This is a genomic window from Terrabacter tumescens, assembly GCF_014646815.1.
GTDB lineage: Bacteria > Actinomycetota > Actinomycetes > Actinomycetales > Dermatophilaceae > Terrabacter > Terrabacter tumescens.
In genome coordinates this window covers 40,111-55,902 of the sequence record NZ_BMNZ01000008.1, presented here as the reverse complement: position 1 = coordinate 55,902, position 15,792 = coordinate 40,111, and the positions used below count along the sequence as shown (strand labels likewise).

The following is a 15,792-nucleotide window of genomic DNA, read 5'->3' as shown; positions in this document are numbered from 1 at the left end:
GTCGGTCCTACGCTTCAGGCATGCAGCTGCGCCGTGTCGACGAGGCCAACCCGGTCCAGCGATCGCTGCGCGGGCTCGTCGCGTCGCGTCCCGGGGCCTGGGTGTCCAAGCGCGTGCTGCACCGGCTCGACGGGCTCGGGCACCGGCTCGCACCCGGTCGCACCCTGCCCAGCCAGTGGCTCGCCGCCGTCCCGGTCGGGTTGCTGACGACGACCGGCGCCCGGTCGGGTCAGCCGCGCACCGTGCCGCTCATGCTCGCCCCGCTCGAGGACGGGTGGGGCGTCATCGCCTCGCACTACGGCTCCGAGCGGCCGCCGGCGTGGTACTTCAACCTCCGCGCCCACCCGCGGGCCTCCCTCGAGATCGACGGCGTCGTGCACCGGGTCCGGGCCGAGCAGGTGCAGGGCCCCGACAAGGAGCGGGTGCGCGAGGCGGCGCTGGAGTACTACCGCGGCTACACGGCCTACGAGGAGCGCGCCGGCGGCCGCGACCTCGGCTTCTTCGTGCTGCACCCCGAGCGCGACTGACGCGCCCGGGGTGCAGGTGGTGCCGGCTGGTGACGTCGGCTCCTACTCCGGGTCGCCGTCGGCGAGCAGCCGGTAGAGCTTGCGTCGGGTCTCCGTGAGGATCTCCGCCGCCTCGGCGCGCTGCTGCGAGGTGCCGGTCGTGACGACCTGCCACATGCCGCCCATGACCTGGCCGACGAGCGGCATCAGGTCGTTCGCGCCGCCGGAGGGCCGGGGCGCCTCCTCCTCGGCCTGCTCCTCGAAGGGCCGCCAGGTGGCAGCCATCTCCTCGGCGTTCTCCTCGACGTAGGCGCGACCCGCGTCGGTCAGGCGCAGCAGGCGCCGGCCGTCGACGTCGCGTCCCTCGACGAGGCCCTCGTCCTCGAGCTGCTGGACGGTGGGGTAGACCGAGCCGGGGCTCGGCTTCCACGCGCCGCCGGTGCGCTCGGAGATCTGCTGGATGAGCTGGTAGCCGTTCATCTCGTCGCCCGCCAGGACGTCGAGGATGGCGGCGCGGACGTCGCCTCGACGGGCGCGGGGCCCGCGGCGCGGGCCACCGAAGTCGGGGCCGAAGCCGGGCCCGCCGAAGTGGCGGACGAGGTCGGCGACCCACGGGGGCGGACCGGGGCGGCCGCGGCCGCCGGGGCCGGGTCCTCCGGGACCGCCCCAGGGGCCCCGTCCGGGTCCGAAGCCGGGGCCGTTGCCCTGGCCTCCCCAGCCGCCGCCCCAGCTGCCGTCCCAGCCGGACTCACGTCGGGTGTGGTGATGGTGGTGTCCGTGCATGGTGGTTCTCCTTCTACGAACGCGACTCACGAACAGTCGCGATAGGTCGACGATATATCGTGACTGTTCGCTATGCAAGAGAAAGAAAAGTGGGTACGGGCGGCCCGGGTGGACAGGCCACCCACCGCAGATCGTCACGATGGCGTCGTCTGTCACCGTCTAGCGATTCGGCTAGAACCTCGAAGACGGAAGAATTCGCAGGTCAGCGGGCTGGTAAAAACTCACACCCCGTTGAGGTACGGCGCAGGTTTCGTTAGCGTTCGACGACGGGGGCAGGCGAATCGCCCGTGAGGAGGACTTGACGTGGCGAGCACACAGGGGAGCGGCTCGGCGTCCCACGCCGGTGTGGATGCCAGACGAGCCGACGCAATCGCGAGGAGATCCATGAGCAACGTCCCGGCTGCACCGCTGGGCGAGAAGCGCACGGTCCGCATCCAGTGGGCCCCGTCAGCCGCACCGCGCATCCGCAAGGAGCTCGTCGAGGACCTCCTGTCCAGGGCGGTCGCACCCCAGGTCATCGACGAGGCCGAGATGGTGGTCAGCGAGCTCGTCGCCAACGCGATCCGCCACGCCCGTCCGCTGGCCGACGGCGCCATCCGGATCCACTGGAAGGTCAAGAACAACGTCGTCGAGGTCGAGGTGTCCGACGGGGGCGGCCCGACCGCGCCACGTCCGGCGCCGCCCACGACCTGGGCCCCCGGTGGCCGCGGCCTGCGCATCGTCCGGTCGCTCGCCCACGAGTGGGGTGTCATCGACGACCCCAACGGCCGCACCGTCTGGGCCTCGCTCGGCGGGCCGTCCCGCCGCCGCTCGCACTGAGCCGACCGGTCTGACGCCGCGGTGCGCCTCCCGGACCCGGCGCTCGTCGTCCTCGTCGGCGCGTCCGGCTCGGGCAAGTCGACGTGGGCCGGGTCGCGCTACCGCTCCGCCGAGATCGTCTCGTCCGACGCCCTGCGCGAGGTCGTCGGCAGCGGCGAGCACGACCTCGACGCCTCCACCGACGCCTTCGCGCTGCTCGAGCAGGTCGTCGCGGCCCGCCTGGGCCGGGGCCTGACCACCGTCGTCGACACGCTCGGCACCGACGTGTCACGTCGCCGGGGCTGGCTGGCCGCCGCCCGTGCCGCCGGCCTGCCGGCCGTCGCCGTCGTCCTCGACACCCCTGCTGGCGTATGCCGTTCGCGCAACTCGGCCCGGGACCGCCCGGTCCCTGCCCGCGTCCTCACGAGCCAGCTCGCCGCAGTCGCGTCGGCGGTCGACCTGCTCGAGGGGGAGGGGTGGCACGTCGTCCGGGTCGCCCCGGACGACGTGCCGGACGACGCGCCGGCCGCTGCGGGCGAGGCCGCGGCTCGCGCTACGACGTCGCCGGCCGGTCGCACGGGCCTGCGCGGTGTCGTGCTCCAGCTCTCGCACTTCCCCGCCGAGGGCGACCTGCTCACGTGGCTGCGCGACATGGTGGCCGCCGCCGAGCAGGCGGGGCTCGCCGGCATCGCCCTGATGGACCACCTCGTCCAGATCCCGCAGGTCGGCCGCGCGTGGGACCCGATCCCCGAGCCGTGGGTGACGCTCGGGGCGCTCGCGGCGCCGACGACGCGGCTCCGGCTCGGCACCCTCGTGACACCGGTGACGTTCCGGGCTCCAGGAGTTACTGCCAAGGCTGCGGCGACCCTCTCGGCGCTGACGGGTGGAAGGGCGTTCGTCGGGGTCGGCGCGGGCTGGTGGGAACGCGAGCACACGGCATACGGCCTCGGGTTCCCTTCTGCGAGAGCGCGGCTCGACGCGCTCGAGCGGGGGATCGAGACGATGAAGGCGCTCTGGGCGCCCGGCACGAAGCCGTATGCCGGACGGCTCGTCTCGCTGCCCGAGACGACCTGCTACCCCCGGCCGGTCGGCGAGCTGCCGGTCGTCGTCGGTGGCGGCGGCGACCGCACCCTGCGCATCGCCGCCCGGCTCGGCGACGGGTGCAACGTGCCGTCCGACGACGCCGGGCTGGCCAAGGTCGCGCGCTACCTCGAGCTCGTCGAGGAGGCGGGCCGCGACCGGGCCACGGTCCACGCGACGGTGCTCGACCTGCCACTCGTCGGCCGCGACCGCGACGACGCCTGGTCGCGCGTCGAGCGGCACCGCGGACGCGTCGCCGCAGCCACGTTCGCCGCCCGGCACCATGCCGGCACGCCGAGCGAGCACGCCGACCGGCTCGCGGGCCTTGTCGAGCGGGGCGTCACGACCGCCTTCGTCGCCCCCGTCGGGCTCGCAGGCCCCGACGACGTGCTGGCCCTCGCCCCGCTCGCGACCGCGTTCGGCTGACCCCGCCCCGGCCACTAGGGTGGCGCGCATGGGTAAGGCATCACGTCGACCGCGCGGCGAGCGCGCTGACCGTTCCGCACGTCCGCTTCCGGCACCCTTCGTGGCGCGCCCCTTCGAGGGCCTGCCCAACGAGACCGACTGGGTCGCCATGCGCGAGATCGTCCCGGCCGCGACCGCGACGGTGCGCTTCGCCAAGGGCAAGGCGCCCGAGGGTGCGCCCGACGAGGTGATGATCGCGACGGTGCTCCCGCTCGCGTGGCCCGGCCTGCACCGCGAGGGCGGCGAGGTCGTCGTCGGCATCCAGTCCGGCAACGGCAGCGGCGACACGAGCCGCGACATCGCCCAGGCCATCGCGCTCGCGTCGGTCGCCGAGCCCGGCTCGCCGGTCGCGACGCTGCCCGTCTCGATGGCCGACACCGCGCGCCTGCAGGACGTCCTCGACACCGACGCGCCCTTCGAGATGCAGCTGCACGAGGGCTTCGACTTCTGGGTCGCCGACGCCGACCTCGACGCCGACGGCAAGGAGTCGCTCGACCGCGCCAACGAGTCGGCCATCCCGACCGTCAAGCTCGACGCCGCCCCGTCCGCCTTCTGGTGCCGCATCGGCGAGCGCACCTACGTGCGCTGGGTGCTGCCCTTCGCCGAGGACGAGGCCACCAACGCCCTGGCGCGCCTGCACGCCGCCGGCGAGAGCCACCTCGGCGAGGACGGCCGCCTGCTCGGCTGCTTCCGCTCGAGCGGCTTGCTCATCCCGGTGTGGGAGGTCGACCCGGCCTCCGAGGCGGCCGACTTCGAGGACGCCGTCGCCGCCATGAAGACGAAGATCGACGCGGCCGCCGCCTCCACCGAGCCGCTCACCGCGGCCGAGCGCGGCGCCAAGGCCGGCCTGACCAACCGCCAGGTCACCCTGCGCTGAGAGGACGGGCGACGATGACGACGACCCCGCCGATGTCCGTCGCCGTCGTCATCCCGGCCAAGGACGAGTCGGCCCGCATCGCCGAGACGATCCGCGGGGTGCGCACCATCCCGGGCGTCTCCGCGGTCGTCGTCGTCGACGACGGGTCGGCCGACGGCACCGCCGCCATCGCCGCCCGCGAGGGCGCCGAGGTGGTGCGGCACGTCCGCAACCACGGCAAGGCCGACGCGATGATGAGCGGGCTGGGGCGCGTCAACGGCCTGCGCCGCGTCGGGCGGCTCGACGACAGCACCTCGGTGCTCTTCGTCGACGCCGACCTCGAGGCGTCGGCCCAGGCCGTCGGCGCCCTCGTCGGCCCGGTCGCGCGCGGCGAGGCCGACCTCACCATCGCGACCCTGCCCCGGCAGCAGGGCAGCGCCGGTGGTCACGGCCTCGTCGTCGGCCTCGCCCGCCGCGGCATCGAGGAGCTGACCGGCTGGTCGCCGCAGCAGCCGCTCTCGGGCATGCGCTGCCTGTCACCGGCCGCGATCGATGCGGCGACCCCCTTCGCGCGAGGGTGGGGCGTCGAGGTCGGCATGACGGTCGACGTGCTCGATGCCGGCCTGACGATCCTCGAGGTGCCGTGCGACCTCCAGCACCGGGTCACCGGCACCGACTGGCGCTCGCAGGTGCACCGGGCCGCGCAGTACCGCGACGTCGCCCTCGCGCTCGGGGTGCGACGGCTGCGCCGCCGCCTCGGCGCCGACTGACCCGCCGCCGCGGCACACTGTGCACTCGACACTCGAGTGCACACTTCCCGACGAGGTGGGCCGTGGGGAACTGGGCACTCGACGCTCGAGTGCTCATTTTCTGGCGGGGTGGGCCGTGGGGAAGTGTGCACTCGACGCGACCACTGCCTCCCGGGCTGCCCCGCGGGGCGCTCCTCAGATGTGGTGGCGGTCGCGGCGCCGGCGGACCGGGGCCTTGCGGGCCTCGATGGCCAGGAAGTGCATGACGGCGGACACGACGAGCGGCACGGTGAAGATCGCCGCGACCGGCGGGATCGCCGCGCCCGAGTCGTTGGTGAGGAAGCCGATGACGGCCATGACGATGATCGAGAGCAGGCCGCGACGCATGAGCGGGGCCTCGTCCAGCAGGCGGCGGAGCGGCTCGGTGCCGAGGATGCCGGGGCGCAGCACGACCATGACCGCGAGGACCATGAGCACCACGACGATGACGAGCAGCACCGGCAGGTGGACCGCGAGCGAGACGTTGGCCCACAGCTTGCGCGACATGACGTCCCACGCGCCGCCGTCGATGACGGTCTGGAGGAACCGGCCCGGGTGTGAGCGCTCGGACTCGGGCCGGCGCCAGTCGAGGTAGCAGACGAGCCCGACGACGAGACCGGCGACGAGCAGCACGATGGACACGTTGCGCACCGACGTGCGCCAGCCCATGACGCCCATGAGCAGGAAGCCGAGGGCGGGCACGAGCGCGATGGGACCGCCGAAGTCCGCGCCCCACGCCGGGAGCACGTCCACGGCCAGGGCGACGCCGCCCACGACGACGACGGCGAAGACCGCGAGGCGCGGTGCGTCCCGCCTGACGAGGGCGTGCGCGAGGGCGGCGCAGAGCAGCAGGACGGCCGCGGCATACAACGCGAAGGCGACGTTGCCCATGCCGTAGAAGCGGCCGCCGACGAGCGGCTGGAGGCCGAAGATCGACGAGATCTGCAGGTGCGACCCGGTGAGCAGGTCGATGCCGATGACGCCCGCGGTGATGGCCGACATCGCCGACAGCGGGCCGAGCGCCGAGCTGCTCCAGGGGCCCTTGAGGCTGGCGAGGGTGAGCGCGACGCTGATGACGAGCACGAGGACCATCAGCATCGCCACGAGCACGACGGTGTTGGTCGACCACCGCCACCACGGCACGAGGTTGGCGAGGAACGTCGCGGCCGGCATCGCGGCCGAGACGAGCCCGATGAGGCGGACCAGGCGCAGCACGCGGGCCCGGGTGAAGCGGCGGTTCCACGGACGCGCGCGCCGGACGACGACCCACAGCACGAGCATCGCCAGCGCCGTGCCGACGAGCCAGATGAGCAGGAAGGGCGCGACGATGCGGTGCATCGCGTCGGCCTTGGTGTCGATGTCGGTGAGCACGGTCAGCTTGCTCGCGGCGGTGGACTCGCTGTTGTTGGCCGACGGGACGACGCTCAGGGCCCGCCCGCCGATGGCCGACGTCGGCTCGACGCCGCCGCGCTGCAGGATCGTGGCGGTGATGTCGGACAGCTGCGCGACCCCGGTCAGGCGCGTCGACGCCGAGGCGAGCAGACCCGGCCCGTAGTGCGGCCCGCTCGCCGTCAGCAGCCGCAGCCGCTCCTGCTGGTCGCGGTCGGCCAGGCCCGCGACGACGAGGTCGGCGCCGTTGGGCATCGCGTCCATGACGAGCTCGATGCGCCGCTCGATGCCGTTGATCTTCTCCAGGTGGCGGGTCGGGTTCGGGTCGGTCGCGTCGATGCCACCGACGTCGACGATGCTGACCGGGCACTGCGCGAGGTCGGAGACGAGCGTCGTCGCCTGGAAGGGGGAGTACTTGGCGACCTTGCCGTCCGAGGTCGCCGCTGCGAGCCCGGCACCCGGGCCGACGGCCTGGATGCACGTCTTGCCCGTCGTGAAGCTGTCGCCGAGCAGTCCCAGCTGCGCCCGGAACTCGGCGTCGCGGGACGCCGTCGCCAGCGCGTCGAAGCCGATGACCCGGAAGCCGGTCGCCGCGCTCCCCGCGATCGACGGCAGGGGCGAGCACTGGGGGCGGGACTCGGCCGTGTCCGGACCGGCCGCCTCGCCGGCCGAGACAGTGGCCCAGCCGTCGGTGGGGCAGGTGGTCAGGCGCAGGCTCTTGACCGACACCGAGGCGGCCGACCCGTCGCGCAGCAGGCCCCACAGGATGGGGGTGTCCTCGGCGGAGACGTCGTCCCAGGAGAGGCCGCCGAGCCCGACGACGACGAGAGACTCACCCGGCTGGGGCTGCGTCGTGGGCGGGACGGGGACGGTGGTGCGCTTGACGTAGGCGAGCGTGAGCGCGGCCACCATCACCAGGAGCAGGACGACGAGCGTCTTGACGGGGTGGCGGCGGATCACGGGGGACAGACTACAAACCGGGGCTGTCCGTGGGCGCCGCGGTCACGGGCTGGAATCGAAGGGCTGGGCGGCACCCGCACGGCTACCCTTGCCGATCGTGGACGCCTCGACGCTGACGACCCTGGCCATCGCGGCCGTCGTCGTCGCGCTGCTCGCCCTCGTCCTCGCCGTCGGCGCCCAGCTGCGTCTCGCGGGTGTGCGGCGCGACTTCGCGGCGCTCGACGACGACGGCCAGACCGACATCGCCCGCGTCGCCGCCACCCAGAACCACCGCATCGACCGGCTGACGGCCGAGGTGACGAGGCTGCGCGAGCACGTCGAGAGCGCCGAGGAGGACGTGCGCCAGAGCCTGCGCAACGTCGCGGTCGTGCGCTACGACGCGTTCGGCGACATGGGCGGCCGCCTCTCCTTCTCCGCCGCCATCGTCGACGACCTCGGCGATGGCATCGTGCTCAGCTCGATCCACGCCCGCGGGGAGTCCCGCACCTACGCCAAGGGCATCGTCGGCGGCCGGTCGAGCATCACCCTGACCCCCGAGGAGCAGCAGGCGCTCGCCTCGGCCACCGGCCTGCCCGACCGCACGAAGGACGCGTCGTGACCCCACCCCGCACCCCGGACCAGCTGCACCGCTTCGGCTACCTCGGTCCGCGCGGCACCTTCACCCAGATGGCCCTCGACGCGTGGGACGCGGCCGAGGGCCGGGAGCACCTGCCCTTCGGGTCGGTCGACGCCGCGCTGTCGGCCCTGCGCGCCGGCGACATCGACGCGGCCATGGTGCCCATCGAGAACTCCGTCGAGGGCGGGGTCTCCGCGACGCTCGACTCGCTGGCGACGGGCGAGCCGCTCGTCGTCATCGGCGAGGTGCTCGTGCCGATCACCTTCGTGCTCTGCGCGAGGCCGGGTATGCCGTTGGCCGACGTCCGCACGGTCGGCACCCACTCGCACGCGTGGGCCCAGGTGCGCGGCTGGATGGGTCGCCACCTCCCCGACGCGGCCTACGTCCCGACGCTGTCGACGGCCGCGAGCGCAGCCGCGCTGGCCCAGCCGGGTGACGTGATGTTCGACGCCGGAGTGTGCGCTCCCGTCGCCGCGCGCAACGAGGGGCTCGAGGTGCTCGCCGAGGACATCGGCGACAACGCCTCGGCCGTGACGCGCTTCGTCCTCGTCGCCCGTCCCGGCACGCTCCCCGAGCCGACCGGCGCCGACAAGACGACCGTCGTGCTCTTCCAGCGCGACGACCACGCGGGCGGGCTGCTCGAGCTGCTCGAGCAGTTCGCGGTGCGCGGCGTCAACATGACCCGCCTCGAGTCGCGACCGACCGGCGCGGCCATGGGCTCGTACTGCTTCTCCATCGACTTCGAGGGGCACGTCCTCGATGCCCGCGTCGGCGAGACCCTAATGGGCCTGCGGCGGGTCTGCGCCGAGGTGCGCTTCCTCGGGTCCTACCCCCGCGCCGACGGCGGCCGGCCCGACGCGCGGCCCGGCACCGCCGACGAGGACTTCGACCGGGCGCGCGCCTGGCTCGACGACCTGCGCGCCTGACAGCGCACCGGCACGGACGGTGCCGGGTCAGCCGATCGTCGCGCCCATCTTGAGCAGGAAGAGCGTCTCCTCGCCGACGACGCCGTCGTCGCCGACGCGGTTGGCCTGCTGGAAGCGCTGAACGACCTTCTTGGTCTGGGCGCCGAAGCTGCCGTCGATCGTGATCGTGCCGCCCGCCGCCCGCAGCGCACGCTGGAGCGTCACGACGTCGGGGCCCTTGGCGCCGACCTTGAGCGTGCCATCGCCGAGGGTGCGCGAGATGAGCAGCACCCACATGCCGGCGTCGATGCGGCCCGGCTTGGGCGCCGGCCCCTCGAAGCTGGCCTCGACCTTCTTGACGGCCGCTCGCGTCTGGGCGCCGTAGACGCCGTCGACGACGACCGGTCCGTAGTCGCCGTCGTTGAGGAAGCACTGCAGGGCGCGTACGGCCGGGCCCTTCGCGCCGGGCTGGAGCACGGGGTATGCCGGGAGCGTCCGCTCGCACGAGCCCGCGACGCTCCCCGGGTCGGTGGCCGTCGCCTGCGGGGTGGGCGGCGCGGTCGTCGTCGTGGCCGGCGCGCTCGGCGTCGGCTTGGCCGGGGTGAGCGGGTCGGCCGTCACGGTCGGGATCGGGCCGTCGGTCGCCGCCGGGTCGGTGGGGCCGGGGTCGACCGCGCTGACCGCCGAGGCGGTGACCGAGGGCGTGGACGGCTCCTCGGTGGAGGTGCGTGCCGCGCCGCTGCTGCAGGCCGTCAGGGTGAGGCCCAGAGCGAGAGCGGTTGCCGCAGAGACGAACCCACCTCTTCGGCTGCCACTGTCGCGAACGCGCGTGCTGACCTGCATCTGACTCCCCTGAGCTCACGTGGCGGGCCCTGACGACCGCTCACGTTGGTGAAGTATGCGCCCACGCGAGCGAGCGCGCGAGCGCGACGCGCGGCACGGCATACGCCCGCTCGTCCCTGCGCGCCGACGCCGGCCACCGACGGGCAGGGGAGGGGGCGCCGGTGCTGCCAGGCCCGACGCCCCACGGACGGGACTGCCCCCTGGTAGTCCCGAACCCCTGCGAGGTCACCGGGCCAGCTGCCCCTCCGCAGCGCCCCGTAGCAGCCCGGTGACCGTTCCCCCTGCCCAGCCAGAGTGGGCGGGCGACGCCCTGATACGTCCTCGGACGAAGATTTTTCGGCGATGTTCTCGACGGTCCGACCGCGACCGATGTATCAGGAAACCGAGTACGCACACTCAGTCGGGTGTAAGGGTCTTTCCAACACCATCCGCCGCTCCACCACCAGCAGGAGGCAGTCGATGTCAGAGTCGGGTCCCGACGCCCCCCAGGGCGCGAACGACGACAGCGCGGCCGGCGGCTCCCGCCGGGCCGAACGCCCGCCCGTCCGCGCCCTCGACCCGGCCACGGCGATGCGCCTGACCGACGGTCGGACGCCGCTGCCCGCGCTCTACCTCTCGGAGCGGCTGCTCGTGCGCACCGTCACGAGCGGGGGCAAGCCGCGCGGTCTCACCGACCTGCGCACCTCGCTCGAGAAGTACGACCTCGACTACCGGCTCACGCCGCGGTCCGACGGCTCGACGCGTGACCTCGAGGGGTCCTCCTGGGGCACGAGCATCACGTTGACCCCGAAGCGGTCGATCGACCCCGTCGACGCGTGGAGCGTGCTCCAGCGGCTGCGCGCCGACCACGACCCGATCGCCGACCAGCTGAGCCTCGAGCACGTGCTCCGGCCTGCCGACGGCTACTGGGGCGGCGTGGGCGGCTACTGGGGTGGCGTGGGTGGCTACTGGGGTGGTGTCGGTGGTTACTGGGGTGGCGTGGGCGGCTACTGGGGCGGGGTCGGGGGGACCGCGCTGCAGGAGTACTCTGTGCCCGGCCGCGGAGGTCGTATGCCGGTGGCCCTGGCCCTGCCCGACCCGCGGCTGCGTGCCCGCTCCCTCGACCGCCCGCCCGTCGTCGTGCTGCCCGACACCGCGATCGCCCCGCACCAGTGGTTCAAGGCGGACTCGGGCATCGTGCGGATGAAGCTCGAGGGCGGCCGGCTCGTGCCTCTCCTGACGTCGCCGGGAGGTCCACCGATCTCGGGGGCGCCGGCCCCGGCCGAGCCCGTGGGCCTGCTGCAGGGGCACGCGACGTTCATCGCCGGGCTCGTGCGCCAGGGGTGCCCCGAGGCCACGATCCTGTCGATCCCCGTCATGGACGACGACGGCATCGTCGACGAGAGCGTCATGCTCGACGTCCTGCAGGCGCTGCTCGACCGGCACGTCCACGGGCAGGAGCACAACGACCCCTCGGAGGTCGTCGACGTGCTGTCGCTCTCGCTCGGCTACTACGCGGAGGACAGCAAGTACCTCTCCGGTCCCGTCGCCGACCTGCTCGACCGGCTCGCCGAGCGCGGCGTCCTCGTCACCGCCGGCGTCGGCAACGACGGCACCGACGCCCCGTTCGTGCCCGCGGCGCTCGCTGCAGCGCCTCCGAAGAGGATCACCCCCACGGCCGTGCCTCCCCTCGCGAGCGTCGGGGCGACCAACCCCGACGGCACGACCGTCGCCCTCTTCTCCAACAACCTCAGCGTCGTCAGCGCCGTCCGGTCCGGGGTCTCCGTCGTCAGCACCATGCCGCTCACCAACGGCATGGGCCAGCCGTCGGCCGAGGTCAGCAAGGACGGGACGGTGCGCTGCACCGTCGACCCCGACGACTACACCGGCGGCTTCGGGATCTGGAGCGGCACGTCGTTCGCGACCCCGGTCTTCGCCTCCGAGCTGGCGGCCGAGCTCATCACCATCTCGAAGGGCGACCTGACCGACGTCTCCGCCCGCACCATGCGCAGCCGCGCCATCCGCGCGCTGCGCACCTGCACCGGAAGGACGCGGTCATGACCCCGACCCCCACCGCCCCCGACGGCCTCGGCACGCTCGCCGGACGGGCGTTCGCCGCCTACCGTGCCGGTGAGCGCGAGCGGCTCTCGGAGCTCGTCGACCTCGTGACACCCGTGCTGTGGAACGCCGCGCGGTCGCAGGGCGGCGCGCCGGCCATGTGCGAGGACGCCGTCCAGACGGCCTTCCTCCAGCTCGTCGACCGGGCCGACTCCATCCAGGAGCCGGCAGCGGTGCTCGGCTGGCTCGTCGTCGTCGTCAAGCGCGAGGTCTGGCGCCTCGCGCGGGGCGCCCGGCGCGAGTTCGGCGTCGACGAGGTGCCCGAGGCCCCGGCCCAGCAGCTCGACCCCGAGGCCCAGTCGATCCTCTCCGAGCGCCAGCGCGTGCTCTGGAAGCACGTCTCCACCCTCTCACCGCGGTGCCAGGAGCTGCTCCGGGTCATCGCGTTCGCCGACCGCCCCGACTACGCCGCCATCGCGGAGTCGCTGGGCATGCCCGTCGGCAGCATCGGCCCGACCCGCGGCCGCTGCCTCCAGAAGCTGAGGACCACCCTCGGCACCGATCCCGGATGGGCGGTCTGACATGACATCTCACACTGACGCCATCGATGCCCGCGACATCGCCAACCTGGGCCACGTGCGTGACCTGTTCGCCCACGCCGACCCCGTGCCGAGCGACCTCGCCGAGCGGGTCAAGTTCGCCATCACCGTGCACGCCCTGCACGCCGAGGTCGCCGAGCTCATGGACTCCGCCCTGCTGACGACGCGGGGCGCCGAGGCCGAGGTCGAGCCCACGCCCACCGAGTCCGTCACCTTCACCGCCGCCTCGATGAGCCTCATGGTCACCGCGGCACCGATGGACTCCGACGAGACCGAGGACCGCGTGCGCGTCGACGGCTGGGTCACCACGCCCGGCGCGCGCGTCGAAGCCGTGACGAGCGAGGGCAGCAGCTCGGTGATTTCGGATGCGAACGGACGCTTCGTTCTGGATGATCTACCCCATGGGCCGGTGCACTTCGTCGTGACCGACCCGGGCAACGACGACACGCGACCGGTCATCACCCCCACGATCCAGATCTGACGATCCCGACGCCGTGGTGACCGGCCCTGAGCGAGAGGCCGGGCGGGACCCATCGATCTGCTCGAGAGTGCACGCACCCTGCGCGAGCAGGGCGCCGCGGACAACGTGGCCGGCCGCCCCGTCGACGCGGCGCGCTCGCTGACCGCGGCGCTGGACGAGATCGACCGAGCCGGCTCGGCCCCCTCGCGCGAGCGGCTCGAGCTGCGCTGCAAGACGCTGATCACCCTGGCGCTGACGGAGTTCATGCTCTCCGGCGTCGAGGCGGCGTCGGCGCGGCTCGCCGAGGCCGAGGAGGTCGTCGACGACCTCGGCGACGACCGGCTCCGGGCGCGTCTCGACTACCAGCGCGCCAACATCCATGGCCGCGTCGGCGACCTCGCCTCGGCGTGGGACGGCATCGAGGGCGCCGTGCGCCGGCTCGACGCCTTCACCGAGCCCGAGCAGTGCTCGGTGCACCTGAGCCGCGGCATGCTCGCCTTCGAGCTGCTGCGTCCGCAGGAGGCCCTCGAGTCGTTCGCCGAGGCGGCCCGGCTCGCGCACGCCCTGGGTGGGCCGGCCCAGGAGTTCATGGCCCGCCACAACGAGGGGTATGCCGCCTACCTCCTCGGCGACATCCCGCGGTCGCTCGCCGGCATGGCACGCGCCGAGGAGCTCGAGTCCGACGTCTTCACCGGGCCGGCGCGCCTCGACCGGGCCCAGGTCCTGCTCGAGGCCGGCCTCGTCAAGGAGGCCGTCGAGGCCCTGCACGCGGGGCTCGAGTCCCTCGAGGGCGACGGGCACGACCAGATGCGCGCCGAGTTCGAGCTCGCCCTGGCCCGCGCCCACCGGCTCCTCGGGCACCTCGACCTCGCGGCAGGGGCGGCGGCGTCGGCGCGCGAGACGTACGGCCGCATCGGGGCGACCGCGTGGGCCGCCAAGGCGATGCTCGTCGAGCTGCTCGTCGACCTGGACCGGCAGCGGCGGACGCGCCGGACGCGCCAGGCGCAGGAGGACGGGACGTCCGAGTCCGATCTGGTCCGCCGCGTCGTGGGCGTCGGCGACGCCACCGTGGCGCTCGCGGCAGCTGCGACCGCCGACGAGCTCACCGAGATCGCGACGGAGCTCGGGGACCCCGAGCTGGCCGACAGCGCCCGGGTCGTGGCCGCGCAGGCGCTGCTGCTCGCCGGTGACGCGGCCGGCGCCAACACCCGGCTGCTGAGCCTCGAGCGGGTCTCGACCGGGTCGCTTTCCGACGAGCTCGACGCGGCGGTCGTCACCGCGATGACGCTCGTGGCCACCGGCGACCTCGCGCCGGCCCGACGCATCCTCGTGCGGGCGTCCCGCCGCCTCGCCGCCGGTCAGCAGGGCAGCGCGAGCCTCGACCTGCGCACGGCCCGCGCCGTCCACGGCGCCCGGCTCTCGGAGCTCGACCTCGAGCTCGCCGTGCCGCGCGGCAGCTCCTCCGTGCTCGAGGCGCTCGAGCGCTGGCGCAGTGCCACCGACCGGCTGCCGTCGCTCGGGCGGCCCGACGACGAGCAGCTGGCCCAGCTCACCGAGCAGCTGCGTGCCGTGCGCGGCCACCTCCGCGGCGAGAGCGATCCCGCTCAGCTGCGCGAGCTGCACGACCACGCGTCACGCCTCGAGCGCCAGATCCGCGACCGTGACTGGGCCCTGAGCCGCAGCGGCGGATCGGCGCAGACCGTCCCGGTGCGCGTGCGCGAGGCCCGCGAGCACCTGCGGCAGGTCGACCGCGACCTCGTGTGGTTCTTCCGGCACCAGGGGCGCATCGGCGCCGTCGGGGTCATCGGCGGACGGGCGATGATGCGCGACCTCGTGGCCGCCGACCGCGCGGCCGAGCTCGCCCAGCGCATCCGCGTCGACCTGCGCACCGCAGCCACCCACCACCTCGGTCCGCTCGCCGGAGCCGTCTGGTCCTCGCTCCGCTCCAGCGCGACCGAGCTCGACGACGTCCTGCTGCGGCCGTGGCGCTCGAGCCGCGGGCTCGTCGTCGTGACCTGCCCCGAGCTCTCGGCCCTCCCGTGGGCGCTGTTGCCGTCGATGTCCGGGCGGCCGTTCACCGTGGCGCTGTCGCTGACGTCGTTCGCGCGGCGGGGCGCGCCGCGTCCGGACGCACCCGCTCCCCAAGACGGGTCAGGTGCGCCCGGCGTGCACGTCAGCGTCGGCCCGTCGGTGCCCCGGGCCTCGAGCGAGGGGCGCAGCATCGTCGGCACCTGGGGCGAGCGCGCCCGGCTCGCCGAGCCCTCCCGGCGCGACGAGCTCGTCGGGGCCCTCGCCCGGCCCGGGGTCGTCCACGTGGCCGCCCACGGCACGCACCAGCTCGAGTCGCCGCTCTTCTCCTCGCTCATGCTCCACGACGGGCCTGTCTTCGCCCACGAGCTGCAGCCGACCGGTGTGCGCGCCGACCACGTCGTGCTGTCGGCGTGCGAGGTGGGTCTCGCATCGGCGAGGCCCGGACACGAGTCCCTGGGGCTCGCGCTGTCGCTGCTCTCGCTCGGGGCCCGGTCGGTCGTCGCGGCGGTCTCACCGGTGCCGGACGACGTGGCCGCGACGACGATGACCCGCCACCACGAGCTGCTCGCCTCGGGGCTCCCGAGCGACGAGGCACTGGCCCGCGCGGTCGCCGAGACCGAGGACGTGGCCGCAGCCTTCCTCAACATCGGCGGCCAGCACCGCCCCTGACGCCGTG

General features: G+C 74.0%; 14 protein-coding genes. 11 read left to right on the top strand and 3 right to left on the bottom strand.

Features of this window, described 5'->3' with window-relative positions:
• Positions 1–20: 20 nt before the first annotated feature.
• Complete coding sequence (locus IEY30_RS18565; RefSeq protein ID WP_030202573.1) at positions 21–527, top strand: nitroreductase/quinone reductase family protein; 507 nt, start codon at positions 21–23, stop codon at positions 525–527.
• A 42-nt stretch (positions 528–569) separates the two neighbouring features.
• On the opposite strand, the gene IEY30_RS18560 is transcribed toward IEY30_RS18565, so the two are convergent.
• Positions 570–1,289 (bottom strand): PadR family transcriptional regulator, encoded by a 720-nt coding sequence (locus tag IEY30_RS18560; RefSeq protein WP_030202575.1) that lies wholly within the window; start codon positions 1,287–1,289, stop codon positions 570–572.
• 384 nt (positions 1,290–1,673) lie between these two features.
• On the opposite strand from IEY30_RS18560, the gene IEY30_RS18555 reads away from it, so the two are divergent.
• The 4 genes from IEY30_RS18555 to IEY30_RS18540 all read left to right on the top strand — a co-directional run bounded on the left by IEY30_RS18555 (position 1,674) and on the right by IEY30_RS18540 (position 5,258).
• Positions 1,674–2,108 carry an ATP-binding protein gene (locus IEY30_RS18555; protein WP_030202578.1) on the top strand — a complete coding sequence of 145 codons (435 nt, stop codon included), beginning with the start codon at positions 1,674–1,676 and terminating at the stop codon, positions 2,106–2,108.
• A 21-nt stretch (positions 2,109–2,129) separates the two neighbouring features.
• Positions 2,130–3,593: an LLM class flavin-dependent oxidoreductase gene (locus IEY30_RS18550; protein WP_030202581.1), complete on the top strand. Its 1,464-nt coding sequence runs from the start codon at positions 2,130–2,132 to the stop codon at positions 3,591–3,593.
• A 100-nt stretch (positions 3,594–3,693) separates the two neighbouring features.
• Positions 3,694–4,509 (top strand): DUF5926 family protein, encoded by an 816-nt coding sequence (locus tag IEY30_RS18545; RefSeq protein ID WP_043417315.1) that lies wholly within the window; start codon positions 3,694–3,696, stop codon positions 4,507–4,509.
• Positions 4,510–4,523: 14 nt separating this feature from the next.
• Positions 4,524–5,258 (top strand): glycosyltransferase family 2 protein, encoded by a 735-nt coding sequence (locus tag IEY30_RS18540; RefSeq protein ID WP_081920643.1) that lies wholly within the window; start codon positions 4,524–4,526, stop codon positions 5,256–5,258.
• Positions 5,259–5,432: 174 nt separating this feature from the next.
• Here IEY30_RS18540 and IEY30_RS18535 read toward each other — a convergent pair whose 3' ends face one another.
• Complete coding sequence (locus IEY30_RS18535; protein ID WP_052358946.1) at positions 5,433–7,625, bottom strand: hypothetical protein; 2,193 nt, start codon at positions 7,623–7,625, stop codon at positions 5,433–5,435.
• A 97-nt stretch (positions 7,626–7,722) separates the two neighbouring features.
• Between IEY30_RS18535 and IEY30_RS18530 the strand changes: the two genes are divergently transcribed.
• Positions 7,723–8,223 (top strand): DUF4446 family protein, encoded by a 501-nt coding sequence (locus IEY30_RS18530; RefSeq protein WP_043417317.1) that lies wholly within the window; start codon positions 7,723–7,725, stop codon positions 8,221–8,223.
• Positions 8,220–9,167: a prephenate dehydratase gene (gene pheA, locus IEY30_RS18525; protein WP_268240978.1), complete on the top strand. Its 948-nt coding sequence runs from the start codon at positions 8,220–8,222 to the stop codon at positions 9,165–9,167. Before IEY30_RS18530 ends, pheA begins: the two co-directional genes overlap by 4 nt.
• Before the next feature lie 27 nt (positions 9,168–9,194).
• Here the strand turns inward: pheA and IEY30_RS18520 are convergent, their stop codons facing one another.
• Positions 9,195–9,989 carry a peptidoglycan-binding domain-containing protein gene (locus tag IEY30_RS18520; protein WP_030202598.1) on the bottom strand — a complete coding sequence of 265 codons (795 nt, stop codon included), beginning with the start codon at positions 9,987–9,989 and terminating at the stop codon, positions 9,195–9,197.
• Positions 9,990–10,448: 459 nt separating this feature from the next.
• Between IEY30_RS18520 and IEY30_RS18515 the strand changes: the two genes are divergently transcribed.
• The 4 genes from IEY30_RS18515 to IEY30_RS18500 all read left to right on the top strand — a co-directional run bounded on the left by IEY30_RS18515 (position 10,449) and on the right by IEY30_RS18500 (position 15,785).
• A complete protein-coding gene (locus IEY30_RS18515) occupies positions 10,449–12,029 on the top strand; it encodes a S8/S53 family peptidase (RefSeq protein WP_030202601.1) in 1,581 nt (526 codons plus the stop codon).
• Positions 12,026–12,607 carry an RNA polymerase sigma factor gene (locus tag IEY30_RS18510; protein ID WP_030202604.1) on the top strand — a complete coding sequence of 194 codons (582 nt, stop codon included), beginning with the start codon at positions 12,026–12,028 and terminating at the stop codon, positions 12,605–12,607. The genes IEY30_RS18515 and IEY30_RS18510 overlap by 4 nt, the downstream gene beginning before the upstream one ends.
• 1 nt (position 12,608) lies before the next feature.
• Positions 12,609–13,106, top strand: coding sequence for a peptidase associated/transthyretin-like domain-containing protein (locus tag IEY30_RS18505; protein ID WP_052358948.1), 498 nt, complete (start codon positions 12,609–12,611; stop codon positions 13,104–13,106).
• 105 nt (positions 13,107–13,211) lie between these two features.
• Positions 13,212–15,785 carry a CHAT domain-containing protein gene (locus tag IEY30_RS18500; protein ID WP_043417319.1) on the top strand — a complete coding sequence of 858 codons (2,574 nt, stop codon included), beginning with the start codon at positions 13,212–13,214 and terminating at the stop codon, positions 15,783–15,785.
• The last annotated feature ends 7 nt before the right edge of the window (positions 15,786–15,792 follow it).